27 protein-coding genes and 3 tRNA genes are annotated in these 23472 nt (G+C 69.1%); 19 read left to right on the forward strand and 11 right to left on the reverse strand.

What is annotated here, in order from left to right; all coding sequences use genetic code 11:
- The first annotated feature begins 266 nt into the window (after window positions 1-266).
- Genes AB0I88_RS09600 through AB0I88_RS09610 form a run of 3 tightly spaced genes read left to right on the forward strand, consistent with a single transcriptional unit; the run spans window position 267 to window position 1762 of the window.
- Window positions 267-617 (forward strand): hotdog fold thioesterase, encoded by a 351-nt coding sequence (locus AB0I88_RS09600; protein ID WP_106327905.1) that lies wholly within the window; start codon window positions 267-269, stop codon window positions 615-617.
- Between the two features lie 50 nt (window positions 618-667).
- Window positions 668-1057: a hypothetical protein gene (locus tag AB0I88_RS09605; protein ID WP_361020608.1), complete on the forward strand. Its 390-nt coding sequence runs from the start codon at window positions 668-670 to the stop codon at window positions 1055-1057.
- A 21-nt stretch (window positions 1058-1078) separates the two neighbouring features.
- Window positions 1079-1762, forward strand: coding sequence for a DUF2786 domain-containing protein (locus AB0I88_RS09610; RefSeq protein ID WP_361020610.1), 684 nt, complete (start codon window positions 1079-1081; stop codon window positions 1760-1762).
- On the opposite strand, the gene AB0I88_RS09615 is transcribed toward AB0I88_RS09610, so the two are convergent.
- Window positions 1749-2057 carry a hypothetical protein gene (locus AB0I88_RS09615; RefSeq protein ID WP_361020612.1) on the reverse strand — a complete coding sequence of 103 codons (309 nt, stop codon included), beginning with the start codon at window positions 2055-2057 and terminating at the stop codon, window positions 1749-1751. The two genes, AB0I88_RS09610 and AB0I88_RS09615, sit on opposite strands and share 14 nt — an antisense overlap.
- Window positions 2058-2187: 130 nt before the next feature.
- Here AB0I88_RS09615 and AB0I88_RS09620 point away from each other — a divergent pair, with 130 nt between their 5' ends.
- The 5 genes from AB0I88_RS09620 to AB0I88_RS09640 all read left to right on the forward strand — a co-directional run bounded on the left by AB0I88_RS09620 (window position 2188) and on the right by AB0I88_RS09640 (window position 7356).
- A complete protein-coding gene (locus AB0I88_RS09620) occupies window positions 2188-2586 on the forward strand; it encodes a hypothetical protein (protein WP_361020614.1) in 399 nt (132 codons plus the stop codon).
- Window positions 2587-2701: 115 nt separating this feature from the next.
- Window positions 2702-3790, forward strand: a complete 1089-nt coding sequence (locus AB0I88_RS09625; RefSeq protein ID WP_361020616.1) for a calcium-binding protein — start codon at window positions 2702-2704, stop codon at window positions 3788-3790.
- Window positions 3791-3957: 167 nt separating this feature from the next.
- Complete coding sequence (locus tag AB0I88_RS09630; RefSeq protein WP_361020618.1) at window positions 3958-5034, forward strand: calcium-binding protein; 1077 nt, start codon at window positions 3958-3960, stop codon at window positions 5032-5034.
- An 87-nt stretch (window positions 5035-5121) separates the two neighbouring features.
- Complete coding sequence (locus AB0I88_RS09635) at window positions 5122-6141, forward strand: calcium-binding protein (RefSeq protein ID WP_361020620.1); 1020 nt, start codon at window positions 5122-5124, stop codon at window positions 6139-6141.
- Between the two features lie 78 nt (window positions 6142-6219).
- Window positions 6220-7356, forward strand: a complete 1137-nt coding sequence (locus AB0I88_RS09640) for a calcium-binding protein (protein ID WP_361020622.1) — start codon at window positions 6220-6222, stop codon at window positions 7354-7356.
- Window positions 7357-7416: 60 nt separating this feature from the next.
- Here the strand turns inward: AB0I88_RS09640 and AB0I88_RS09645 are convergent, their stop codons facing one another.
- Window positions 7417-7629, reverse strand: a complete 213-nt coding sequence (locus tag AB0I88_RS09645) for a hypothetical protein (protein ID WP_361020624.1) — start codon at window positions 7627-7629, stop codon at window positions 7417-7419.
- 292 nt (window positions 7630-7921) lie between these two features.
- Between AB0I88_RS09645 and AB0I88_RS09650 the strand changes: the two genes are divergently transcribed.
- From AB0I88_RS09650 to AB0I88_RS09660, 3 genes are read left to right on the forward strand one after another with little or no spacing between them, the layout of a single operon-like run.
- A complete protein-coding gene (locus AB0I88_RS09650; RefSeq protein WP_361020626.1) occupies window positions 7922-8782 on the forward strand; it encodes a hypothetical protein in 861 nt (286 codons plus the stop codon).
- Window positions 8755-9075: a gamma-glutamylcyclotransferase gene (locus AB0I88_RS09655; protein WP_361020628.1), complete on the forward strand. Its 321-nt coding sequence runs from the start codon at window positions 8755-8757 to the stop codon at window positions 9073-9075. Before AB0I88_RS09650 ends, AB0I88_RS09655 begins: the two co-directional genes overlap by 28 nt.
- Before the next feature lie 55 nt (window positions 9076-9130).
- Entirely contained in the window at window positions 9131-9373 is a 243-nt protein-coding gene (locus AB0I88_RS09660) for a hypothetical protein (RefSeq protein ID WP_361020630.1), read from the forward strand.
- 210 nt (window positions 9374-9583) lie between these two features.
- On the opposite strand, the gene AB0I88_RS09665 is transcribed toward AB0I88_RS09660, so the two are convergent.
- Window positions 9584-10201, reverse strand: coding sequence for a hypothetical protein (locus AB0I88_RS09665; protein ID WP_361020632.1), 618 nt, complete (start codon window positions 10199-10201; stop codon window positions 9584-9586).
- Window positions 10202-10602: 401 nt separating this feature from the next.
- On the opposite strand from AB0I88_RS09665, the gene AB0I88_RS09670 reads away from it, so the two are divergent.
- The 4 genes from AB0I88_RS09670 to AB0I88_RS09685 all read left to right on the forward strand — a co-directional run bounded on the left by AB0I88_RS09670 (window position 10603) and on the right by AB0I88_RS09685 (window position 12800).
- Window positions 10603-11082: a hypothetical protein gene (locus tag AB0I88_RS09670; protein ID WP_361020634.1), complete on the forward strand. Its 480-nt coding sequence runs from the start codon at window positions 10603-10605 to the stop codon at window positions 11080-11082.
- Between the two features lie 73 nt (window positions 11083-11155).
- On the forward strand, window positions 11156-11509 hold the full coding sequence (locus AB0I88_RS09675) for a hypothetical protein (protein WP_361020636.1): 354 nt from the start codon (window positions 11156-11158) through the stop codon (window positions 11507-11509).
- Window positions 11506-11874 (forward strand): hypothetical protein, encoded by a 369-nt coding sequence (locus AB0I88_RS09680; RefSeq protein WP_361020638.1) that lies wholly within the window; start codon window positions 11506-11508, stop codon window positions 11872-11874. Before AB0I88_RS09675 ends, AB0I88_RS09680 begins: the two co-directional genes overlap by 4 nt.
- A gap of 182 nt (window positions 11875-12056) precedes the next feature.
- On the forward strand, window positions 12057-12800 hold the full coding sequence (locus AB0I88_RS09685; protein ID WP_361020640.1) for a 3-oxoacyl-ACP reductase family protein: 744 nt from the start codon (window positions 12057-12059) through the stop codon (window positions 12798-12800).
- Between the two features lie 112 nt (window positions 12801-12912).
- Here the strand turns inward: AB0I88_RS09685 and AB0I88_RS09690 are convergent, their stop codons facing one another.
- The 8 genes from AB0I88_RS09690 to AB0I88_RS09725 all read right to left on the reverse strand — a co-directional run bounded on the left by AB0I88_RS09690 (window position 12913) and on the right by AB0I88_RS09725 (window position 18172).
- Entirely contained in the window at window positions 12913-13392 is a 480-nt protein-coding gene (locus AB0I88_RS09690; protein ID WP_361020642.1) for a hypothetical protein, read from the reverse strand.
- 301 nt (window positions 13393-13693) lie between these two features.
- A tRNA-Phe gene (locus AB0I88_RS09695) sits at window positions 13694-13767 on the reverse strand.
- A 15-nt stretch (window positions 13768-13782) separates the two neighbouring features.
- Window positions 13783-13856, reverse strand: a tRNA-Asp gene (locus AB0I88_RS09700).
- A gap of 60 nt (window positions 13857-13916) precedes the next feature.
- Window positions 13917-13989 (reverse strand) — tRNA-Glu (locus AB0I88_RS09705).
- Window positions 13990-14158: 169 nt separating this feature from the next.
- The gene (locus AB0I88_RS09710; protein WP_361020644.1) at window positions 14159-15061 is read right to left on the reverse strand and encodes a MerR family transcriptional regulator; all 903 of its coding nucleotides are present in this window, start codon (window positions 15059-15061) and stop codon (window positions 14159-14161) included.
- Entirely contained in the window at window positions 15051-15617 is a 567-nt protein-coding gene (gene idi, locus AB0I88_RS09715) for an isopentenyl-diphosphate Delta-isomerase (protein ID WP_361020646.1), read from the reverse strand. The genes AB0I88_RS09710 and idi overlap by 11 nt, the downstream gene beginning before the upstream one ends.
- Window positions 15617-17098 (reverse strand): phytoene desaturase family protein, encoded by a 1482-nt coding sequence (gene crtI, locus AB0I88_RS09720; protein ID WP_361020648.1) that lies wholly within the window; start codon window positions 17096-17098, stop codon window positions 15617-15619. Before crtI ends, idi begins: the two co-directional genes overlap by 1 nt.
- Window positions 17099-17131: 33 nt before the next feature.
- Window positions 17132-18172 carry a polyprenyl synthetase family protein gene (locus tag AB0I88_RS09725; protein WP_361020673.1) on the reverse strand — a complete coding sequence of 347 codons (1041 nt, stop codon included), beginning with the start codon at window positions 18170-18172 and terminating at the stop codon, window positions 17132-17134.
- Between the two features lie 99 nt (window positions 18173-18271).
- Between AB0I88_RS09725 and AB0I88_RS09730 the strand changes: the two genes are divergently transcribed.
- From AB0I88_RS09730 to AB0I88_RS09745, 4 genes are all read left to right on the forward strand, one after another.
- Window positions 18272-19159, forward strand: a complete 888-nt coding sequence (locus AB0I88_RS09730) for a phytoene/squalene synthase family protein (RefSeq protein WP_361020650.1) — start codon at window positions 18272-18274, stop codon at window positions 19157-19159.
- Complete coding sequence (locus AB0I88_RS09735) at window positions 19159-20487, forward strand: deoxyribodipyrimidine photo-lyase (protein WP_361020652.1); 1329 nt, start codon at window positions 19159-19161, stop codon at window positions 20485-20487. Before AB0I88_RS09730 ends, AB0I88_RS09735 begins: the two co-directional genes overlap by 1 nt.
- A 275-nt stretch (window positions 20488-20762) precedes the next feature.
- The gene (locus tag AB0I88_RS09740) at window positions 20763-22124 is read left to right on the forward strand and encodes an NAD(P)/FAD-dependent oxidoreductase (protein ID WP_361020653.1); all 1362 of its coding nucleotides are present in this window, start codon (window positions 20763-20765) and stop codon (window positions 22122-22124) included.
- A 36-nt stretch (window positions 22125-22160) separates the two neighbouring features.
- The gene (locus AB0I88_RS09745; RefSeq protein ID WP_361020655.1) at window positions 22161-23021 is read left to right on the forward strand and encodes a Rieske 2Fe-2S domain-containing protein; all 861 of its coding nucleotides are present in this window, start codon (window positions 22161-22163) and stop codon (window positions 23019-23021) included.
- The last annotated feature ends 451 nt before the right edge of the window (window positions 23022-23472 follow it).

Consider the following 23472-nt stretch of genomic DNA (forward strand, 5'->3'; position numbering starts at 1 on the left):
CCTCCCGGCCCTCGCCTGTGAGGCCGTTGTCATTCGCGGCCAGGTGCCGCTCGGTGCAGTCGGTCATGGCGCTCCTCTCGTCGGCCGATGGGCCGGCCGTCACGACCGGTCAGTACCCATCGGATCAATCGATCAGTCCCCGGTCCTGTGACGGTTGTCGCTGGTCCCGACCCGCGACGGGCGTAACGTACGCCGACGTGGATATCGCTGAGGACGGCAAGCAACACCTGTTCACCAGCGGTGGCGGCGGTGCGCTCGCGGAACGGATGGGCATCGAGATCACCGAGGCCACCGCGGAACGGGTCGTAGGCATCATGCCCGTCGAGGGCAACACCCAGCCGTACGGTCTGTTGCACGGCGGCGCCTCCTGCGTGCTCGCCGAGACGCTCGGCTCGGTCGGTGCGGTGCTGCACGGGCAGACCGTGGACCGGCCGTTCGCCGTCGGCGTCGACATCAACGCCACCCACCACAAGGCGGCCCGATCCGGGCTGGTCACCGGCGTGGCCGTTCCGGTCCATCGGGGCCGGGCCGTCGCGACCTACGAGGTGGTGCTCACCGACGAGGCCGGCGACCGGGTCTGCACGGCCCGGATCACCTGCCTCCTCCGAGGTGCCTGAATCACCTCGTCGCCGTGCGTTCCTTGACGGTCCGACGTACCTTTTCTGACGTGACCGAAGTTCCACAGCACGCATTCGACGACGCCGCGCAGGTTCTGCAGTGTGCGCTCAGCGGCGACAGCACGGCTGTGGCCGACACGTTCGACGCGGTCGTCGACCGGGACGGCGTCGTCGGCGCCTGGGACGTCGCCTGGTGCCTCGCGGCGACCATGGTCGGGCAGGTCCCGGGACGTGGCGCGTGGAGCCTCGAATTCCCCGGGATCGACGATGCCCGATACGACAAGCGATGGGTGGCACGGTTCGTCAGCGCGTATGTGAACGCCGACTTCCCGACCGGCGAGGCGCTCTTCGGGGCGGCGATCGCCGACGGGACACTGCCGGACTGCCTGCTCGCGCTCGCCGGGTCCACGGTCGCGACACTGCGCCATCGGGCCGCGTGAACGGCGTTTCGCGTACCCCTCATGTCTGAAGCCCTGCTGGCCCGCGTGCGCAAACTGCTCGCCATGGCCGAGGATCCGGCCTGTACGCCCGGCGAAGCCGAGGCGTTCACCGAGAAGGCCGCCGAGCTGATCGCCAAGCACGGCGTCGACCAGGCGATGCTCGCCGCCGGCGATCCGGCGGCGGACCCGGTGGGCGACCGGGTCGTCACCGTCGACCCGCCCTATGCGCGGGACAAGGCCGGACTGCTCGCCGCGGTGGCCGCCCCGATGCGCTGCCGGGTGGTCCACCTGGAGCGGCGCGGCCTGGCCCGCAGCCACCTCTTCGGGCACGCGGCCGACCTGGAGCGGGTCGAGCTGCTCTTCACCTCCCTGCTCGTGCAGGCGGCGCACGGTCTCGCCGCCAGCCCGGTCCCGGCGGGCGAGCACGCGGCGGCCTACCGCAGATCCTGGATGGCCGGTTACACCCAGGCGATCAGCGGGCGGCTGTGGGCGGCCGAACGGTCCGCGGCCGCCGAGACGCCCGGCGCCGCGATCGTGCTCGTCGACCGGACCGACCTGGTCGAGCGCCGGCGGGACGAGGCCTACCCCGAACTGGCCCGGATGCGGCCCCGGCGGCTGCGCGGCAGCGGCCTCCTCCACGGTTATCAGGCCGGGCAGACCGCCCACCTGGGCGGCGCCGAGGTCACCGGCGTCACTTCGCCTTGAGGTAGAGAGCCTTCGCATACTGCGCGGCGGCGGCATTGTTGTACATCGACGCCTGTGACATGAAGAAACTGTTGTCGGCGATCGCGCGGGCCGCCTGTGAGGTGCCGGACCAGCGGATGTCGGCCTCCGCCTCGGACAGGCCACGCGCCTTGAACTGGCGTCGCATCGCCATCTTCCCGGCACGGAACGCCTCGGCCGCCTCCTCCGCGTTCTTCATGCAGGACAGCGCCTTCTCGCTGAGCGCCTCAGCCAGGGTGTAGGCCGCCTGCTCCGCATCGTTCGTGAAAGTCTGCACGACGACGCCTCCTCGCGTCCGAGTTGACCGATCCCGATAACACTGTGGAGGACCGGGCTGAGCCGTACAAGGCCTGTGCACAGGCCTGTGGACAACGGTATGCCGACGCACTGATATAGCTTCTCGCTTCATGACCGACGGGGACGTGCTCACTGTGGAACGGAATCGGCGCTGGTTGCTGCTATTGACGGTGGCCGCGGTCACGCTGATCCTCGGAGCGGTGTCGGCCACCGGGGTCATGTACTTCTCCGGTTGGCGGCACATGCCGGAGCGCGAGTTCACCGTCGCGGTGTACATGGTGCCGGACGCGAGCGCCGAACAGCGGGCGGCGGTGCGGGAGGCGCTCGGCGGGCTGCCGGCTGTCGACGGGGTGCGGCTGGAAGCGTACGAGTCTCTTCATCTCACCACGGTGGGACGAGACTTCGACTGCGCGCCGATTCCGGCGATCCGCGAGTCGGCGGGCGTGGACCGGGTCCGGGTCACGATGCGCCCGCGCGGCAGGCGAGTCGGCGCCGTGCTCGGTTGCTGACAGTTACGAAGTGACATGCGTCACTGACCCTGGGGAAGCGGTCGAAACGGTATCGTTCTACGATCATTGCTCCGTGGACGGCTTCCGCCCGCTCTCAAACGGGGAGTTTCTCTCGATGTCTCTGATCAACCGCAAGACCCTGGCCGCAGTTGGCGCCACCGCCATCGCGATCGCCACCACCGCTCTCTTCGCGACCCCGGCTCAGGCGGCCTCGGCCGGGCTGGCAAAGGTCGTCGGCACCAAGACGGTCCAGTTCCGGGCCCTCATGGGTAAGTCGAACTCGGTGAAGCTGACCATCTCCGGTCGCACCGTGACGATCACCGACAAGGTCGCCATCCAGGCCGGTAAGGGCTGCAAGAAGGTCAGCTCGAAGAAGGTCCGCTGCACCACCTCGGCGAAGACCACCAAGCTGAGCGTCGCGCTCGGCGACAAGAACGACTTCGTGCGCAACTACACCAACGTCTACCTGCTGGTCGACGCCGGCACCGGAAACGACACCCTGGTCGGCGGCAACGCCAGCGAGGAACTGCAGGGCGACACCGGCAACGACAAGATCTATGGCAACGGCGGCAACGACAAGCTGATCGCCGAGGCCGGCGACGACTACGTCTCCGCCGGCGCGGGCAACGACTCGATCTGGGGCGGCTCGGGCGTCGACAAGCTCTACGGCGCGGCGGGTCTGGACAGCTTCCGTGCCGGTCCCGGCAACGACTTCCTCTCCGGTGGCACCCACGTCGACGTCCTCTCCGGCGATGACGGCAACGACGTGATCTACGGCGGCGCGGGCGAGTACACCTCGGGTGGTTACATCTACGGCGACACCGTCTACGGCGGCAACGGCAACGACGTGATCTACGGCGAGGCCGACACCGACCTCGTCGACGCCGGCGCCGGCAACGACCGGATCTATGCCGGCGCCGACTACGACATCGTCGAGGGCAAGACCGGCAACGACAGCATCTGGGGCGAGGCCGGCAACGACCTCCTCGCCGGTGACAGCTACAACCCCGCCAACTCCACGCCCATCGGCAGCGCCAGCGCGGCGGACCGGGTGGACGGTGGCGCCAACAGCGACATCTGCCTGGTGACCGGCAAGTCCACCGTGGCCAACTGCGAGCAGACCGGCCCCGCCGCGGCCGGGCTCTCGGTCGGCGCGAGCGACGAGCTGAGCGCCCGCTTCGCCGCGATCCGGCCGGCGAAGTAAGCAGCACCCGCTTCACCGAACGGCCCGGCCGCTTTTCGAGCGGCCGGGCCGTTCGTCGTTCACCCCGTAGATCGTCTGTTCGGGTGAGGCGCGTCGAAACGGTACCGTTCTACGATCGTTGCCGATGCCGGCGGCACCGGCCTTGACGAGATCACCGGGGGATCCACATGTTCCTGATCAATCGCAGGATGCTGGCCGTGATCGGCGCCAGCGCCGCCGCGGCCGCCTTCCTGGCCACCCCGGCCCAGGCCGCAGCCGGCGGCACCGCCAAGGTCACCGACACGAGGACCGTCCAGTTCAAAGCCGTGACCGGCAAGGCCAACAGGCTCACCATCACCGTCTCCGGCCGGACCGTCACCCTCGACGACAAGGTCGCCATCACCCCCGGCAAGGGCTGCAAGGCGGTCTCCGGCGACAAGACCAAGGTCCGCTGCACCACCTCGGCCAAGACCGCGATCCTCGACGTCAACCTCGGCGACAAGAACGACTGGGTGCGCAACAGGACCGCGATCCGCCTGGTGGCCACCGGCGGCCTGGGCAACGACACCGTGATCGGCGGCGCGGCCTCCGAGCACCTGCGCGGCGGCGGCGGCAACGACACCGTTTACGGCAACGGCGGTGACGACACCGTGTACGGCGAGGGCGGCGACGACACCCTGCGCGGCGGGACCGGCAACGACCTGATCTCCGCGGGCACCGGCCACGACCGGGCGTACGGCGAAGCCGGCACCGACGACATCGAGACCGCCAGCGGCAACGACCTGATCCTCGGCGGAACCGGGGCGGACCGGGTGGAAGCCGGCTCCGGTAAGGACACCGTCCACGGCGAGGCCGGCGTGGACGAGATCTTCGGCGCGGACGGCGACGACCGGCTCTTCGGCGAGGGCGGCGTCGACTTCGTTGTCGGCGGCGAGGGTGACGACTTCGTCGACAGCGGCGCGGGCGACGACATCGTGATCGGTAACGGCGGCAACGACGAGATCTACGGCAGCACCGGCGATGACATCCTCGTCAACGAGGACACCGACGAGGACGGCGTCCCGATCGGCAGCAGCTCGGCGACCGACCTGGTCAACGGCGGCGCGCACCTGAAGATCGGCGACATCTGCCTGGTCACCGCGTCGGCCCGGACCGCGGGCTGCGAGCTGTTCGAACTCCCGGCCGACATGCTGTCGGTCGGGTCCTCGGCGGACGTCACCGCGATCCTCGGCCGGGCGGCGGAGATCCGCGCCGCGCACTCCTGACCCAGGGTTGCGCCGAAACAGTACCGTTCTATAGTTAACGACATCACTGGCTCGGTTCTCAGCCAGCCACCTTACGGGGGTCCCCAGATGCACCTGCCCAACCGCAAGTTCCTCGCCATGATCGGCGCCACCGCCGCGGCAGTCGGCTCCACCGCCCTGCTCGCCGCCCCGGCCCAGGCCGCGACGGTCGGCTCGGCGCGGGTCGACTCGCTCGGCGCGGTCTACTTCGCTGCCGGGTCGAGCAAGGCCAACGGCCTCACCATCACCGCTTCCGGTCTGACCGTCACCCTCGACGACCTGGTCGGCATCAAGGCCGGCGCGGGCTGCGCCGCGGTCGCCGGTGACGCCACCAAGGTGACCTGCACGACCACGCAGCTCAGCAAAATCAACGTCACGCTCGGCGACAAGAACGACTGGGTCAAGAACAAGACCTCGGTCCCGCTCGCCGCGGACGGTGGCGCCGGCAACGACACCCTGACCGGCGGTTCGTCGAACGACCGCCTGGTCGGCGGCACCGGCAACGACAAGATCTACGGCGGCGCGGGCGGCGACGTCCTCTCCGGCAACGCCGGCAACGACAAGGTGTTCGGCCAGGACGGTGAGGACCGGCTCTACGGCGCCGCGGGCGCCGACCTGCTCAACGGCGCCGCGGGTCTGGACAAGATCTACGCGGGCGCGGGCAACGACAAGGTCTACGCGGGCGCCGGTGTCGGCGACCCGACCGACCCGAACCGTCTGGGCGACGAGGTCTTCGGCAACTCGGGCAACGACACGATCTACGGCGAGAGCGGCGACGACCTGATCGAGGCCGGCTCCGGCAACGACATCGTCGACGCCGGCGCCGGTGACGACGGCGTTCTCGGCCAGTCCGGCAACGACACCATCAAGGGCGGCTCCGGCGACGACCTCCTCGCCGGTGAGAACATCAACAAAGACCTCAAGGCGATCGGCAACGCCAAGGCCAAGGACAAGCTGACCGGCGGCTCCGGCGTCGACATCTGCCTGGTCCTCAAGGGCGGCAAGGCGTCCTGCGAGTACAAGTCGATCGGCGCCGTCATCGGCAGCCTCTCGACGACCCCGCCGGCGATCCTCGGCCGTCTCTCCTGATCGACCCGATCGACGGAAATCGGCCCGGTCGCGTTCAGTGGCCGGGCCGTTTCCCGTTGTAAGCGGAAGGAACCCATCATGTCCCGTTCCGTCTGGCCCGCCAGGCTCGCCGTCCTCCTGACCGGTGGCGCCACAGTCGCCCTGATCGCCGCTCCCGCCCAGGCCGCGAGCACCGGTGTCGCCTCCGTCGACGGGACCACCAAGGTTCAGTACAAGGCGGCCACCGGCAAGCAGAACCGGGTCGTGCTGACCCGCACCGGCAACACGATCACCATCGACGACGTCGTGGCGGTCAAGGCCGGCAAGGGATGCAAGGCCGTCAAAGGCGACAAGACCAAGACGATGTGTACGACGTCCAAGGCGCCCACACGCATCCGGGTCTACACCTACGACCGCAACGACATCGTCACCAACAACACCGACGTGTGGTCGGCTCTCGACGGTGGCACCGGCAACGACAAGCTGCTCGGCGGCGCCCGGGGCGACCGGCTGACCGGCGGCGCCGGCGTGGACCGGCTCCACGGGCTCGGCGGCAACGACTACTTCCTCGGTGGCCCCGGCGGCGACCTGCTCAACGGCGGCGCCGGCAACGACACCGTGCACGGCGAGAGCGGCAACGACGTCATCCTCGGCGAGACCGGCGACGACGACCTGTTCGGCGAGACGGGCAACGACCGCATGCACGGCGGAGCCGGCAACGACACCCTGATGGGCTACGCGGGCCGGGACCGGCTCTACGGCGACGCCGGCTTCGACCGTCTGAGCGGCGACGAGAACGACAAGAACGTGTCGGCGGACATCCTGATGGGCGGCGACGGCGAGGACTGGGTCAACTACGGCAGCTACATGAAAGGCGTCCGGGTCGACCTGGACGGGGCCTCCGGCGACGACGGACGGCCCGGCGAGGGCGACACCGTCGGCGCGGACGTCGAAGTGATCCAGGGCAGCTACGCCGGCGACACCCTGATCGGCAACGCGTCCGCCAACTACATCCACGGTGACGTCGGCAACGACACCATCTACGGGCTGGGCGGCGACGACACGCTGTTCGGCAGCTCCGGCAACGACAAGGTCTACGGCGGCGCCGGCGACGACACTCTGGAAGGCGACGAGGAACCCCGCACGGCCGACCGCCTCGACGGCGGCGCGAACGGTACGGCCGGCGACACCTGCCGGGCGTACAAGGGAGACACCCGCGTCAACTGCGAGCGCTGATGACACCACCGGATCCCGTCGCGGGCCCTTGCCCCGGGGCACGCGACGGGATCGTCCGGTTCAGTACAGCGACGAGGGATCGAATCCGAGGGCTTTGAGAACGGTCGTCACGACGATGGCGATGCCCATCCCGGTGGCGATGAAGACGGTCATCCCCAGCAGGGTCACCACCACGGTCTTCGCGAGACCGAAAAGGTCATCCCGCAGGATCTTGCCGCGGTCGGGCCGCGTCCACACGATCGGTGGCAGTTTGCCGCCGGTCGAGACCGGCACCGTCGCCCCCCGCGTCGGAGCGTCATGACTCGCCCCGACCCGGTAACCAGCCTGAGAACCGTTCTGCGGTGAAGTCGCCTGCACCATGGTGTCGCCTCCTTTGGCCACAACCAGCGCGATAGATGTCTCCTCCATCGGCAGTCCCGGATCACTGATGAGGGGACATTCGGCCCTTCTTCCGGGACCGACCGGGGCAGGCGCCGGAATGGGAGACAACGGAACGCAAAATATTCCGATCGAGTGTCTTTACTGCTCCTCGCACACGCCAATCGCGTAGACGGAGTGAACGAAGATGCTCGACAACCATGCCCTTTCCGGGGACCACGCTGCTTCGGCCGGGCAGCGCCGGACGGCCGAACCGGTACGCCCCGGACAGCCGGCGAGGGACTACACCGTCGCCCCCTACCCCGGCGAACGCCCGGCCGGATCCTGGGTGATCGACCAGGCGAAGCGGTGCTGGCCGGTGGTGCCCGACGAGGGCATGCCCAGCGGCTGGGCTGTGCTGACCGGACAGGCCGCACCCCAGTGCCTGGACGGGTGGCTCACGCGGCAGGGCGCCGCTCCTCTGGCCGAGCGGGTGCCGGTGGTCAGTTACGGCTCGAATGCCTGCCCCGGCAAGATCCTGGACAACAAGACCACGTTGCCGTCGGTGAACCTGGCCTGCACGATGCGCGGACTCGCCTCCGTCTGGTGCAACGGAACGAGGCGGTCGGACGGCGTCGTTCCGGTCACTCTGGCCGCCGCGTCCTCTCCGGAATACACCGAGACCGCCGTGGTCGCCATGGCAGACCAGTCCGAACTGGCTCGGCTCGATGTCGTCGAGGGCCGCTTCGAGAAGAACTCCGTCTACGAGTTGCAGGTGCTGCACACCGGCAGCATCGAACTGGAGAACGGCGCCCGCGTGCCGCGTCCGGCCGCCTACGTCGGCGCCCGCAAAACCCGCTGGCCGCTGCTCGTCAACGGCGAGCAGCTCTTGCGTGTCGATGCCGATCAGGACACGGCGGCACGGCTGCACGCCAAGGCGCCGGCGAGCAGCCCGCCCGTTCAGATCGGCATCAAGGTGCCCTTCGGCACCCCCCTGTCCCCGGGCGAGTGCACGCCCGCCCTGTCATCTACGGAACGCTCATGCCCGGCCAGGCCCGCTGGCGTCTGATCGAAGGCCAGGTCACCGGGCAGCCGGAGAACGCCAGCCTTACCGGCGACCTGCGCGACACCGGGTACGGCTACCCCGCCCTGAACGCGGCGGCCGACCGCGAAGCCCCCGGCGTCCTCTGTGCCTTCGAGCCCACCACGATGACCCGCATCCTGGCGGGACTCGACGTCGTCGAGGGCATCGCGTCCCGCCTGTTCACCCGCCAGTTGCGCAACGTCAACGGGACCCTCGCCTGGGTGTATCTCGCCGGCGACTGTGCCGGCATCGGCACGCCCATCAACGCCTGGCGCTGATCCTCACCGGCCGCCCGGCCACCACCTCCTCCTGCCACAACCGAAGGAAACTGTTTTGAGCTACCTGCGGCGTCTGTTCTCCCACGCCACCGTCTTCGACAAGCCCGGCTTCGGCATCCTGCATTTCCTCCGCCCGTGGTGGCGCCCGAACACGGTCAGCGAGGTGTGGTACCAGCCCGAGGGCATCGACACGCTGCACCGGGTGCCCCTCGGCGCCATGGACGACATGCTCGAGGCCGGCTCGCACGAGCAGGCCATGGCCATCATCCGCGCCGCCCAGACGAACTCCGCCCCGTAGACCCGGCGGCTGCCGGCGGACAACGATCCGCCGGCAGCAGACAAACCGCTCTGCGACCGGGCGATGACCGGCTCGGCGGAACCCGCGGGCCGGTGACCGGACGACGTGCGATCTGCGGCGGGCGACATCCGCCCTCACCCGGTGAGGAACCCCGGTCACCTCGCTGCGGAGAGCGTTGCCGGCGGCAGATCCGGATGGGCGGTCAGGACATCAATATCCCGGGCAAAGGCTTGCGGGGATGGGCTTCGTCATCTGCATGGTTGCCGGGTCGAACGTTATCGCGACCGGGCCTGCGCCGGTGACGATGCGTACCGATCCGGCCTCGACCGACTGGATCGATTCGTAGCCCCCGGAGTCTTCCGAGAACAGACAACCGGCGTCCGCCTCAACGAAACGCAGACCGTCTCGGCGCTGAACCACGACGTCCCAGCCGTCCTCGCCGAGCACGGCTCGCCAGTGCAGGATCCGAACCTCGTACCGGCCGTCGGGGGAGGACGCATGATCGATCAACTCACCGCTTGGCGCTGAGCTGATGAAGACCCCAGCCAGCACAGTGACACCGCCGGCGCACAACACAGCGAGACCGGTAGCCCCGAACGCCAGAGCGGCGCCCGCACCGGTACGTCGGCTGGACGGGACCAACAGTGTCACGGTCATGCCGAGCAACACCCAGACCGCAGGCCAGAAGATCACCGACGGCAGCGGATGGTCCCGCAGGACAACGAGATGAGCGACGTTCCAGTACGCCACCGAGAGGATGACGACAGACAGGAAGGCGGCAGTCAGGATCCGTGGTCGGGTCAGCCATGACGTGATGGGTCCCAGCAACCTTCGTACCGTCCTTCCGGCCATCAGGCACGCCGGTAGCGCCGCACGGCAGGGGATTGCCAACCAGGATCATGGAGCGGCGCTGAGGCCGAATGATACGCCCGTAGCGGTCGATCGATCACCATGTCGCGGACCTGCCCCGACGTCCGACGGCCAAAGGTGAAGCGCGCTTGCGGCGGCGGTCCATCGCCGGTTCGCACGACTGGCCGCGTTCCGGCGTGGTCATCCGGAACTCGGGACACCGGCGGGGAGTGGGTCGGGCTGTCCCCGGACTGAGTCCCGGGATCGCTCCGAGGGCCTACCAATGTCCACTCCCCGTAGCCGCGCTGTCCCACATGGGTTGCTCAGGCCGGCTCACTGCAAGGAAACCTAGCAGAGGGAGTCGGATAGATTGCGCGGTCATGGCGGGTGTGGATGTTTTCTGGCGGCGGGTCAGCGACGACGGGTTCGTGGCGCCGGGGTCGATGGCGGAGGTTCGTGCGCTCGCGCCGCACTTCACCGAGAACGGCTATCGCGAAGCGGTCGAGGCAGGGCTGCTTGTCGGGACGGAGGACTTCGGCGAGATGGTTCCGGCGCTGGTGCAGCTCGCGGCGCCCGACCATCCGGCGGCAGGGCTTCTCTGGCCGTCCACGTGGGACGAGGAACTCATGACGTCGATGGTCGGTGCCGACGACGTACGAGAAATATCGGACCTGCTGGTCGATTCTCCCTTTGAGGAGTGGGCTGAACGTTTTCGGGTCGCGCTCGCCGCGGAGTTCTACCTGCCGGAACTGTCCGACGACGTCGTGGAGATGGTCGCGCGGGACGCACGGGAAGTCACGGAACTCTTCGCCGCCGCGGCGGCGGACGGCGACGCGATTTTCGTGCGGGTGGTCGCATAGTCGGCACGTCTCGTGGTGCGGAAGCGACTGCCTCTGCCTCACCGTCGGCACCGAGCTGATCCGTAGCGGGCGGGTGATCCTGGCCGAGAAGGCTCTGCTGCGCTGCCGCCATTGGATCGAGTCGATCTTCCAAACCCTTGCGGGCCGGCTGCCGCTCGAACGTCACGGCGCCCGCCGCCAGGCCGGCCTGTTCACCCGCATCGGTCAACGGCTGCTCGCTCTGGCTGCAGTGATCTGGCACAACACCAACATCGGTGCACCGAACCAAGATCATTCATTGCGTACGGTCATCGGTCAGCATGGATTTTGGCTCCATCGACTGGTTGGGACGGGAGTGGAGCCCTGCGGGCGGGTTGCGGCATGGAAGCGCGTACGGGTCATGCTCTACGGTCATCTCGTGTTCGCAGAGCATCGCGGATCGCCATGACGAACGAGCCGGCCTGGCCTATCGAGAAGCGGTCGGCCCTACGGCTCGGTCGACGTCTGGTGGTTGAGTTACCCGCTACGGCTCCGGGACGGCGGGCCTTCGTCGACATCACGCCGAGGGCGGTCGAACGGGATGCGGAGGCTCGTCGTGAGGGATGGACCCATAGAAGCACCGCCCGGCCTTTCCGCATCGAGCACCGAGAGTACGAGGCCGAGCTGCTCGACGGATTTGATTACGATATCGGAGCGACCCTGCTGCGAACCGCCGCCGCAGCCAACGAGTCCGAGCTTGTGACCGTGTTTCATGAGTGGCAGCTCGACCCGCATCAGTTCCAGTACGCCTGGGAAACCGCCGATCCTCGGTAGCGCGGTCAACACGGTAGCCAACCGTCATACGCGGAATGCGGCACGAGGGCACGCCCAGGGGTAGCAGGCCGTGGGCACTTCTTCGTTTTCAGGAAAAGCGATAACAAATCGTCGAACTGAATGTATAACGTCGGGTCCGATTGCCGCCAGACGAGCACGCGCGTGAAGACGACAGTGGGGACATGGCAAACGGTCTTGACGGTAGAGTGGCATTGGTGATCGGCGGGAGCCGGGGCATTGGCGCCGGCGTGGCGGCGCGGCTGGCCGAGGACGGCGCTGATGTGGCGCTGACCTTCCAGCACCGCGACGACCAGGCCGCAGTCGTGATGAAGCAGATCGAGGGCTTCGGCCGCCGCGGCATGGCGCTGCAGGTGGACAGCGCCGACCCGGAGGCGGTGACCACCGCGGTCGACCGGGTATTCGCCCAGTTCGGGCAGTTGAATATTTTGGTCAACAACGCGGCGGTGTTCTTCGTCGGCCCGGTGGAGGATCTCGGGCGGGATGAGTTCGACCACATGATCGCGGTTAATGTGCGCGCGCCGTTCCTCGCGTCGAAGGCCGCGGCCAGGCACATGGGTGACGGAGGACGGATCATCACCATCGGAAGCAACATGGTGGAACGTACGGTGTTCCCGGGCTTCTCGCTGTACTCGATGAGCAAGACCGCCTTGGTAGGACTGACGAAGGGTCTCAGTCGGGACCTCGGCCCGCGTGGTATCACCGTCAACCTGGTAAACCCCGGTCCAATCGACACCGACATGAACCCGGCAGACGGGCCGGCCTCAGCCACAATCACCGGCTTCACCGCGCTGGGCCGTTATGGAACACCGGCCGAGATTGCGGCGGCGGTTGCCTACCTTGCAGGTGACGGTGCGCGGTACGTCACCGGCGCGGTGATCAACGTCGACGGCGGTTTCTCGGTCTGACGGTCGGGTTCCGAGACGGACGGTCGCGGCCAATACGGTCGTGGCCGTCTCGTCAAATCGCACATGGCGACTGGCAAGCATCAGTCAGTAGATGAATGCTTTGGCCAGAGCGCTATGGGAACACGATCTCGAAGATGCCCTCGGGTACCGAGACGCCTTGACCGTGACCCTGAGCTGCAGCAATCCACGCGGTCGGGGCATCAGGGAAGGATGCAGGACCGTTTCCAAGGATGCCCTCGATGGCAAACGCCACAGGCGCAGTGACCTGCGGACGGACGTTGACACCAGCCCCGTCGAGCAGATCCACAAAGGTCGACCACACGTCGCCGGGGATTTGGCCGCCTACTACCTCACACCAAAGTTTTACCTGGCGCTCAGGCTTGATCCCTACGGCAATGAGGACGCCCAGTGAGCCGAAGTCGCGACCAAGACGACCGAAATACTGCTCCCCGGCCCACGCAAGCGTCTTGATGTATGCCGACAGTTCAGCCGTGCCTCCACCAAGGCGTCGGCCGAACTCTTCGTCTGGCAGGTAGAGCCGAACCCCGCCCATCTTGAAGTACGGAATTGGCGATTCCGCGCCTGAATTCATGCGACGAGTGTGTCACGCCCCACCAGGCGGACTGCATCTACCCATCGCGCACTCGCATCGGCAGAGAAGGCGTCGTTTCGGGCCAGGTACGCAATGTGCAGCGGTTAGACGATCCGAGGCGTTACGGGAACCGAGGTGGAAGATCCAACCGTGCAGCGAACGTGCAACTCGTGATGGCGATCATGGGGATCTGCGGTCACCGGAGGTCAACTTCGGGGGTGGCGAAACGACCCCGGAAAGCAGAACGTCCACCGTGCGTTTCCGCAGGTGGACGACGCTCAAAGCCCGGCGAGAGGCTCGGTGGCCAGGGGCGGGGTCGAACCGCCGACCTTCCGATTTTCAGTCGGACGCTCGTACCAACTGAGCTACCTGGCCGTGGGACTTGCCTTGCGGTCCTGACGGGACTTGAACCCGCGACCTCCGCCTTGACAGGGCGGCGAGCACTCCAACTGCTCCACAGGACCTTGCTCTGTAACTGTCTTACCGTTTGGTTCGTCAGCAACTTGCTGCTGCTAACTTACCAGTACCCCCAACGGGATTCGAACCCGTGCTACCGCCTTGAAAGGGCGGCGTCCTAGGCCACTAGACGATGAGGGCAACTCCGCCATCATTGCACATCGCGCTGGCTGCGCGACTGGCAACGCTTGGTGGTTTTGGCCCCAACCGCGCCCCCCGCTTGAGGCATGCAAAGCATATGCGATGCCCTTCCCGATCTTCAAATCGGTACCCCCCTTTTCTGCGACCACCGCTCTGACCAGCCAAAACGTCAGGCGCATGCGGCGGTGACGACGTGGATGGCGCTCGCGAGGCCGGTCAGCGGGGTCACCGCGGGAGGTAATGAGGCGGCCGGCCAGCCGGGTCCGGCGGCTCCGATGACCAGTGGCGGGCGGGGCAGGGACAGCAGGCGGTCCAACTGGGTGACGTCTCCGGTGGTGGGCAACTGGGACCAGAGCACCACCACCGTGGGGCCGGTACGGTCCACGGCGTCCAGCAGCGCCCGTGGCGGGACCCGCGCGCCCAGCAGCCGGCTCGGTACGCCGTTCTCGGCCAGGGCGGCGGCCAGCGCCTCGAGGGGGAGGGTGTGCTGTTCCTCGTCGGCGGCGGCCAGCAGGACCCGGGGGGCACGGTCGCGGGGCGGGCGTGGAACGGCGGCGAGGGCTTCGGTGATCGAGCGGGACAGCAGGTGCTCGACTTCGACGAACCGTTCGGTGGCCTCGTATCGTTCGCCGATGCCGATCAGCACCGGCATCATCACTTTCTCCCAGGTGGGGACCACGCCTCGGCCGGTGACCGCCGAGTCCAGGATGTAGCGCATGGACGGCCCGTCGAGTCGCATGGCGGCGCGGGCCAGGCCACGGGCGGCAGGGTCGGCGCGGCCGCCGAGGGCGATGGTCTGCCCACCGCCGGCGGGCGCGTCATCGGCCGGGCCGGTGTCGGCGTCCGGTGAGCGGCACGCCCAGGCGGCTGCTTCGGCGGGTGCCACACCTTGGGCGGTGAGCCGTTGCATGACCTGGAGACGGACCATGTCTTCGACGGTGTATCGCCGGTGGTGCCCGGGTTCGTGACGGCTGGGGCCGAGTCCGTACCGCTGGTGCCAGGTGCGCAGTGTGGTGACCGCGACGCCGAGTCGGCGTGCGGCCGCGCCCGGGCTCAGCCCTTCACCGGTCACCCGGCCCCTCCGGTGCGGGAGACAGGTGTGCGGCGAGTCGTTCGGTCACTCCGGCGAGCCAAGGGGCGTACGCCTCCGGGGTCTCCGCGATCTCCCGGCGCAGGTCGTCGACCACCGCCCAGCGCAGGCGTGCCACCTCGGCGGGGTCGGGCCGGAACTCCATCCCGGCGGGCACGTCGCCGAGGAGCACGTGGTCGTACTCCCGTTCGACGCGCCCGGTGACCGGATCTTCGGCAAAGTACACGTGGACGCCGACCTCGGTCAGCGGCACCGGCGCGACGCCGAGTTCCTCGGTCAGGCGTTTCCCGGCGGCGGCGGTGAGACCCTCGCCCGGCCCGGGATGCCCGCAGCAGGTGTTGCCCCACCGCAGCGGGAACCGGGTCTTGGCGGCGGCCCGCTGTTGCAGCAGCACCCGCCCGTCGGGGTCGCGCAGGAACACCGAGAACGCCCGGTGCAGCAGCCCAGGGGACTCGTGCGCGTCGAGCACGGTCGCCGAGCCGGTGGCGGCGCCGTGCTCGTCGACGAGTTCCACGAGCTCGGCTTCGCGGGCAGACATCAGTAAGCCTCCGTGATCCGGGCGGCGGCCAGTTTGCCGGAGATCAGCACCATCGGCACACCGACGCCGGGCTGGGTGCCGGATCCGGTGAACACCACGTTCGGCAGGGTGGGGTGCAGGTTGGACGGGCGGAACGGGCCGGTCTGGCCGAAGGTGTGCGCGGCCGCGAACGGGGTGCCGGCGGCCATGCCGTCGTCGGCCCAGTCGGCGGGCGTGATGATCCGTTGCACCTCGACCCCGTCCCGGAAGCCGACGTATCCGCGGTGTTCCAGCACGCGCAGCACCTCGTCGGCATACCGCTGGGCCATGCCGCCGCGCCAGTCGATCGGCCCGGCATCGAGGTTCGGGGTGGGTGCGAGCACGTAGTACGTCTGCCGGCCGTCGGGAGCGGCGGACGGGTCGGTGTGCGTCGGGTTGGTGACCAGCAGGGACGGGTCGCTCATCAGCAGTCCCCGGCGGATGACCTCGTCGAAGGTGCCCTTCCACGCCGTACCGAAATGGATGTTGTGGTGGGCGATCTTGGAATAGGCCTGGCTGGAGCCGATGTGCAGGACCACGCACGAGGGTGAGAAGCGCAACCGCCGCAGGCTGCGCCGCGGTGGCAGCAGGTCGCGGTAGGCGACCGGAAGGTCGGGGTTGAGCACGACCACGTCGGCCGGGATGTGCTCACCGCCGGCGGTGAGCACCCCGGTTGCCCGTCCGTGCGCGGTGGTGACCCGCTCGACCGTCGTGTCGTAACGGAACGTCACGCCGTGTTTCTCGGCGGCGCCGGCCAGCGCTTTCGGTACGGCGTGCATGCCGCCCTTGGGGAAGTAGACCCCGGCCACCGAGTCCAGGTACGCGATGACCGCGTAGATGGCCAGCGCGTCGTGCGGGGCGAGCCCGGCATACATCGCCTGGAACGAGAAGATCCGCTGAGTACGGGGGTCGCGGAAGTACTCCCCGATCTTCGGCTGGAGCCGCCGGAACGCGCCCATCCCGAGAAGTTTCAGCAGGTTGAGGTTGAGCAGGTCGACCGGGGAGTCCAGGTTCCGGCCGATGAAGTGGTCTCGTTCGAGGTGCCAGAGCCGCCGGGTGAAGTCGACGAACCGCAGGTAGCCGTCGGCTTCCCGGGCGCCGCAGACGCGGGCGATCTCGGCCGCCATCCGGGTGGTGTCGGTACGCACGTCGAGCGTGGAACCGTCCGGGTAGTAGGCCCGGTACGCCGGGTCGAGCGGGGTCAGCTCCAGCCAGTCGCCGAGTTTCTCACCGACGGCGGCCAGTGGTTCGGCGATCAGGTCGGGCATGGTCAGCACGGTGGGGCCGGTGTCGAACTCGTATCCGGCCACGGACAACCGCCCGGCCCGGCCGCCCGGGACCGGTTCCCGTTCGACGACGGTGACCTGGCGTCCGGCCGCGGCCAGGTGCAAGGCGCAGGCCAGGCCGCCGAGACCGGCGCCGACCACGATCACGTGGTCGGTGGGTCCACTCACGGTTCGCACGTCACAGCTCCAAACAAGAGGGGAGGGGGATCATCATGCCGGGCGGTGGCTGGCGGCCGTCGCCAGTTCGGCCAGAGCGGTACGTGCGTCGGCCCGGATCGGTGCGCCGCTGATGGCCGCCACCCCTTCCTGAACCCGCTCGCGGATCATCTCCTCGACCCGGGCGGGCGCCCCGGTAGCCGCGATGATCTCGGCCTGCCGGGTGACGTCGGCCACCGCGAGCTCGTCGAGCTGTGCCGCGGTGGCCATCCGCCGGGCCAGCATGAGCAGGGTGGTCGGTTTGCCGGTGCGCAGGTCGTCGCCGGCCGGCTTCCCGGTGACGGCCGGATCGCCGTAGACCCCGAGCAGGTCGTCGCGGAGCTGGAACGCCTCACCGACGGCGAGACCGTACACCTGGTAGGCCTCTTCCAGGTCGTTGCGGCCGGGGCAGGCGAGCGCCAGCCCGAAGGAGAGCGGCCACTGCACCGTGTAGCTGGCGGTCTTGTGCCGCGCCACGAGCAGCGCCCGCTCCACCGACCAGGACGCGGGGTCGGTCTCGCCGAGCACGTCGAGGTACTGACCGGCGACGGCCTCGACCCGCATCCGGTCGTAGCGGGACCGGACGTCGACCAGCACGGCCGGGGGCACCGCGGTCCGGGCCAGCAGCTGGTCCGCCCAGACCAGGCAGAGGTCGCCGACGAGGATGGCGGCCGAGTCGCCGAACCGGTCGCCGTGCTGGTCGGCGAAGAGCCGGTGCGCGGTGGGCCGGCCGCGGCGGGTCGCCGACCGGTCCATCACGTCGTCGTGCACCAGCGCGAACGTGTGCATGAGTTCAAGAGCGCCGAGGGCGGGTAAGACGGTCTCGACCGGCTCGGTGGCGCCGACGACGCCGCGCCAGCCCCAGTACGCGAATGTCGGCCTGATCCGCTTGCCGCCGGCCATGACGAGGTCACGGGCGGTGCGGGCGAATCCGCCGAGCGCGGGATCCACGGCGTCGAGGGCGGCGATCTGGACGGCTAGGAAATCGGCCAGCGTGCCCTCGACGGCGCCGATCAGCGCTCGGTGCGAGACCGGCTGGCGAGGGATCGCTTCCAGGCGATTTCCCTCGAGGGTGTGATTGGCCACGCTCAGTACCGTACCCTAAGTTTCTGTAGTTGCGTCGATTCGTGCGTCGATTTAACCGGAGGACCCGGGATGGAAACCGATCTGGCAGCGGCCTACGAACGCTGCCGTGAACTGCACCGCGAGCACGGACGGACGTACTACCTGGCGACCCGGTTACTACCGGCGTGGAAGCGGCGGCATGTGCACGCCCTCTATGGATTCACCCGATATGCGGACGAAATCGTCGACCGGACCGAGTCCCGGCCCTCCGCCGAGCGAGCCGCCCTGCTCGCCGAGTGGTCCGGCCGGTTCCTCGCCGGACTGCACGGTGAGGAGACCGACGACGAGCTGCTCCCGGCGGTGCTGCACACCATCGCGGTCTTCGACCTGGACCTCGACGACTTCGAGAAATTCCTGCGCAGCATGACGATGGACATAACAGTCATGTCGTACCGGACCTATGACGACCTGCTCGACTACATGGAGGGCTCGGCCGCGGTCATCGGCACCATGATGCTGCCGATCCTCGGCTCCTCCGACCCGGTCGCCGCCCGCGAACCGGCTCGCCAGCTCGGCTTCGCGTTCCAGCTCACCAACTTCATCCGGGACGTCGCCGAGGACCTCGAACGCGGCCGCGTCTACCTGCCGGAGGAACACCTCGACGAGTTCGGTGTCACCCGCCGGCAACTGCGCGACGGCGTCGCCACCCCGGCGATCAAAGAACTGATCAAGGCCGAGGTGGCCCGGGCCCGCGGACACTACGCCCTGGCCGCGCCCGGCATCCCACTGCTCGAACCGGCCTCCCAGGCCTGCATGCGCACCGCGTTCCAGCTCTACGGCGGCATCCTCGACGAGATCGAGGCGATCGACTACGACGTCTTCGGCCGCCGCGCCACCGTCCCCAACCGCCGCCGCGCCGCCGTCGCGGTGCGCAGCCTGCTCACCCGGCCCGGCACCCCCGTCCAGCCGGCCGCCTGATGTCCACCGCCGTCGTCCTGCTCACCCGGGACCTGCGCCTGCACGACAACCCCGCCCTCTCGGCCGCCTGCCGGACGGCCGAGCGAGTGGTCCCCCTCTACGTCCTCGACCCGAAACTCGCAGACCTCTCCCCCAACCGCACCCGCTTCCTCCACCAGAGCCTCGCCGACATGCGCGACAACCTCCGGAAGATCGGAGCCGACCTGGTCATCCGCCACGGCGACCCGGTCACCGAGACGATCCGGACGGCCCGCGACACCGGCGCCACGACGATCACCCTGGCCGCCGACGTCAGCGCCTACGCCCGCCGCCGCGAACGCCGCCTCCAAACCGAGTGCGAAAGACACCGCATCGCCCTCGAACTCCACCCCGGCCTCACCGTCGTCGCACCCGGAACGCTCCGCCCGGGCGGCGGCGGAGACTGCTACAAGGTCTTCACGCCCTACTACCGCTCCTGGTCAGCGGCACGATGGCGACCAGAGGCGGCCACCCCGAAACGGATCACCCTGCCGGACGGCGTCACCCCCGGCCCGCTGCCTGCCATCCCGGCAGCGACGTCACCCCACACCTGCGAGGGCGGCGAGACCGCGGCCCGCCGCCGGCTCACGACATGGTCCCGGCACGAGATCCAGGGGTACGCCGACGCGCACGACGATCTGGCCGGCGACGCCACGAGCAGGCTCAGCCCGTACCTCCGCTGGGGTTGCCTCTCCCCGCTCAGCCTGGCCGGGACGGCGCGCTCGACGGACGCCGAAGCCTTCGCCCGTCAGCTCTGCTGGCGAGACTTTTACTACCAGGTCGCCCGCGCGCACCCGAAACTGTCGACCGAGGCGCTGCGCCCGGGCGCCGACACGACCTGGCGCCACGACGACGACGCCCTCCAGCACTGGAAGGACGGGCTCACCGGAGTCCCGATCGTCGACGCCGGCATGCGCCAGCTGCTCGACGAGGGCTGGATGCACAACCGGGCCCGCCTGATCACCGCGGCGTTCCTCACCAAGCACCTCGGCATCGACTGGCGGCCCGGCGCCGCCTGGTTCTTCCGATGGCTGCTCGACGGAGACGTGCCGAACAACTCGGGCAACTGGCAGTGGACCGCCGGCACCGGCAACGACACCCGCCCCTACCGGCGGTTCAACCCGATCCGCCAGGCGCTCCGGTTCGACCCCGAAGGCGTGTACGTTCGTCGCTACGTACCGGAGTTGAAAGGGATCGACGGCGCCGCCGTGCATCAGCCCTGGCGTCTCCCCGCACCGGAACGCCGCGGCCTCGACTACCCCGGACCGTTGGAATCGCACCGGGACGAGGCGGTCTGGCTGCGGGACTGATTCTCCGTCCGGTCCGCCGGACGGGAGCGGGGCCCGCCGGCGGTTGCGTCCGTCAAACGTTCTTCCGGCGGGGCCCGCGACTCCTGCCCCACTCGGCGCGGAACGGCCGGCAACCCGGGCCGACCGGTGGCGGCCGCGAGGATGACGGCACCAGCCGTGCCCGCCATCGCCCCCTCACGGCCGCCTCTCCTCGGCGTTTCCCGCTTCCGCGACAGTCAGGGATCGGTCGCTTCACGGGACACCTGAGGAAACCTGCCGATGGTTAGCTGGACCCCATGGGCGACGTGCGAAACGTGGACGTGGTGGTCATCGGGCTCGGCGTGGGCGGTGAGGAGGCCGCCGGACGGCTCGCCTCGGCCGGACTCGACGTGATCGGAGTCGAACACAACCTGGTCGGCGGCGAATGCCCGTACTGGGGATGCATCCCGACGAAGATGATGGTCCGCGCCGGCGCCGCGCTCGCCGAAGCCCGCCGCATCCCCGGCCTCGCCGGCGCCTCCACCGTCGAACCCGACTGGGCGCCCGTCGCGAAACGCGTCCGCGACGAGGCCACCGACGACTGGAACGACAAGGTCGCCGTCGACCGGCTCACCGGCAAAGGCGCGACCTTCGTGCGTGGCCGGGCCACGATCACCGGTCCCGGCCGCGTCCGCGTCGCCGAGCAGGAGTACGCCGCCGCACGCGGCCTGGTCCTCGCCACCGGAACCGTGGCCGTCATCCCCCCGATCGACGGTCTCGCCGGCACCCCGTACTGGACCAACCGCGAAGCCGTCGAGACCGGCGCCCTGCCGGACTCACTGATCATCCTCGGCGGCGGCGCGATCGGCTGCGAGTTCGCCCAGGTGTTCGCGCGCTTCGGCGTACAGGTGACGATCATCGAAGGATCCGGCCGCGTCCTCGCCATGGAGGAACCCGAATCCTCCGAGGTCGCCACCGGAGTCCTGACCGCCGACGGGGTGACCGTGCGAACCGGCGTCCGCGCCACCCACGTGGCCTTCGACGGCACATTCACCGTCACCCTCACCGACGGCGGCACCGTCACCGGCGAGAGACTGCTCGTCGCCACCGGCCGCGCCGCCCGCCTCGGCGACCTCGGCCTGGACACCATCGGCCTCGACCCGGGCGCCCGCTTCCTCACCACCGACGACCGGATGCGCGCCGCCGACAAGGTCTGGGCCGTCGGCGACGTCACCGGCAACGGCAACTTCACCCACATGGCCATGTACGAGGCCGACATCGCGGTCCGCGACATCCTCGGCCAGGGCGGGCCCGGCGCCGACTACCGCGCCCGGCCCCGGGTCACCTTCCTCGACCCCGAGATCGGCGCCGTCGGCCTCACCGAACAGCAGGCCCGCGACAACCTCGGCGAGATCCGGGTCGGCCACGTGCCGCTCTCCGCCACCTCCCGCGGATTCGTTCACGGCCCCGGCAACGAGGGCTTCATCAAGGTCGTCGCCGACCCGGCGCGCGGCGTACTGGTCGGCGCCACCACCGCGGCCCCGGCCGGCGGCGAGATGATCGGGGCGCTCGCCGTCGCCATCCACGCCGAGGTGCCGATCACCACCCTGCTCAGCCAGATCTGGGCGTACCCCACCTTCCACCGCGGCATCGGCGACGCGCTGAAAGCCCTCGTCTGACGTTTCGACCGGAACCGGGTGGGAACCGTCGAAGACATGTTGCGGCAGGTTCTCACCCGGCTCGAACAGGCGAACGCCCTCGACGGCGCGAGCGACAGACTCCAGGCGGCGGTCACGGCCACGATCCGGCCGCGCAGCCTCCGCGATCTCCTGCACGGCACCTGGCTGGGGCATCCACTGCACCCGGTGCTCGTACAGGTCCCGGTCGGAGCGTTCCTCTCGGCGGCGCTGCTCGACCTCGCCGGCACCGTGACGAGCTCCCGCTCCTCGGAACGGGCGGCGACCGCGCTCATCGGCGCCGGGCTCGCCGGAGTGGCACCCGCCGTGCTCGCCGGCCTCGTCGACTGGTCCGAGACGACCAAGGACCGCCGCCGTGTCGGCCTCGTCCACGCCGCGGCCAACGCGCTCGCCACCAGCCTCTACGCGACGTCCCTCGCGGCCCGGCTCACCGGGCGCGTCACCCAGGGCAAGGCCTTGGCCTTCGCCGGACTGTCGGTCGCGGGAGCGGGTGCCTTTCTGGGCGGCCATCTCTCGTACGCGCAGGGCGCCGGAATCAGCCACGCCGCCCCCGAGGTGGCGCGGGTCCCCGAGGAATGGACCGTGATCGGATCGCTCTCCTCCCTGCCGGACGGGAAGCCGGCCGTCCGTCGCGCCGATGACGTCGCCGTCCTCCTGTTCCGCCAGGGCGACAGGGTCACCGCGCTGATCGACCGCTGCTCGCACGAAGGCGGACCGCTGAGCGAGGGCGACGTGGCCGACGGTTGTGTCGTGTGCCCGTGGCACGGAAGCACCTTCCGGCTCAAGGACGGCGCCGTGGTCCACGGCCCGGCGGCCAACGACCAGCCGGTCCTCCCGGTACGTGTCCGCGACGGCATGGTCGAAGTACGTCGTCCCTGATCGCGCCTCATCCCTGGCGGATGAACCGCGGAATGACTCAAATCGGCTCTGACCTGCGGAAACGACAATGGGCTACCCCCGATTTGGCGGCCTGGGAACCAGCGGGTAGTGTTTTGCGAGCCGGCAGGGAAACGGGCGAGGCAAGCGGGCCGATCTTCACAGAGAGATCCGCAACCGGCCGTCCTGCCAAATCCTCTGAACTGAGACCACAGCCTGGCTGTGGGCTCAGCGCGGTGGACTTACTAGGGCAGATCGGAGCCAACCGGGATAAACCGGTTGACAACACCGAGAAGGCCTAGTAAAGTAGAGCGAGTGCCCCGGGGGAACGGGCCGCGGATTGCGGATCGTTTTGATGGTGTGCGGTTGTTCTTTGAGAACTCAACAGGGTGCTTGATAAGCCAGTGCCAATTATGGCAATACCCCGGCCTGTCTTCGGATGGGTTGAGGATTC

The organism is Actinoplanes sp. NPDC049802 (assembly GCF_040656595.1).
Classification (GTDB): Bacteria; Actinomycetota; Actinomycetes; order Mycobacteriales; family Micromonosporaceae; genus Actinoplanes.

Excerpts from the sequence above, each read along its gene's own strand:
- AB0I88_RS09735 (WP_361020652.1), top strand. The coding sequence starts at position 19,159 with ATGTCCACCGCCGTCGTCCTGCTCACCCGGGACCTGCGCCTGCACGAC.
- AB0I88_RS09640 (WP_361020622.1), top strand. The coding sequence starts at position 6,220 with ATGTCCCGTTCCGTCTGGCCCGCCAGGCTCGCCGTCCTCCTGACCGGT.
- AB0I88_RS09685 (WP_361020640.1), top strand. The coding sequence starts at position 12,057 with ATGGCAAACGGTCTTGACGGTAGAGTGGCATTGGTGATCGGCGGGAGC.
- AB0I88_RS09670 (WP_361020634.1), top strand. The coding sequence starts at position 10,603 with ATGGCGGGTGTGGATGTTTTCTGGCGGCGGGTCAGCGACGACGGGTTC.
- AB0I88_RS09625 (WP_361020616.1), top strand. The coding sequence starts at position 2,702 with ATGTCTCTGATCAACCGCAAGACCCTGGCCGCAGTTGGCGCCACCGCC.
- AB0I88_RS09630 (WP_361020618.1), top strand. The coding sequence starts at position 3,958 with ATGTTCCTGATCAATCGCAGGATGCTGGCCGTGATCGGCGCCAGCGCC.
- AB0I88_RS09690 (WP_361020642.1), bottom strand. The coding sequence starts at position 13,392 with ATGAATTCAGGCGCGGAATCGCCAATTCCGTACTTCAAGATGGGCGGG.
- AB0I88_RS09620 (WP_361020614.1), top strand. The coding sequence starts at position 2,188 with ATGACCGACGGGGACGTGCTCACTGTGGAACGGAATCGGCGCTGGTTG.
- AB0I88_RS09740 (WP_361020653.1), top strand. The coding sequence starts at position 20,763 with ATGGGCGACGTGCGAAACGTGGACGTGGTGGTCATCGGGCTCGGCGTG.
- AB0I88_RS09680 (WP_361020638.1), top strand. The coding sequence starts at position 11,506 with ATGACGAACGAGCCGGCCTGGCCTATCGAGAAGCGGTCGGCCCTACGG.
- AB0I88_RS09745 (WP_361020655.1), top strand. The coding sequence starts at position 22,161 with ATGTTGCGGCAGGTTCTCACCCGGCTCGAACAGGCGAACGCCCTCGAC.
- AB0I88_RS09655 (WP_361020628.1), top strand. The coding sequence starts at position 8,755 with ATGCCCGGCCAGGCCCGCTGGCGTCTGATCGAAGGCCAGGTCACCGGG.
- idi (WP_361020646.1), bottom strand. The coding sequence starts at position 15,617 with ATGTCTGCCCGCGAAGCCGAGCTCGTGGAACTCGTCGACGAGCACGGC.
- AB0I88_RS09635 (WP_361020620.1), top strand. The coding sequence starts at position 5,122 with ATGCACCTGCCCAACCGCAAGTTCCTCGCCATGATCGGCGCCACCGCC.
- AB0I88_RS09610 (WP_361020610.1), top strand. The coding sequence starts at position 1,079 with ATGTCTGAAGCCCTGCTGGCCCGCGTGCGCAAACTGCTCGCCATGGCC.
- AB0I88_RS09730 (WP_361020650.1), top strand. The coding sequence starts at position 18,272 with ATGGAAACCGATCTGGCAGCGGCCTACGAACGCTGCCGTGAACTGCAC.
- AB0I88_RS09600 (WP_106327905.1), top strand. The coding sequence starts at position 267 with ATGGGCATCGAGATCACCGAGGCCACCGCGGAACGGGTCGTAGGCATC.
- AB0I88_RS09650 (WP_361020626.1), top strand. The coding sequence starts at position 7,922 with ATGCTCGACAACCATGCCCTTTCCGGGGACCACGCTGCTTCGGCCGGG.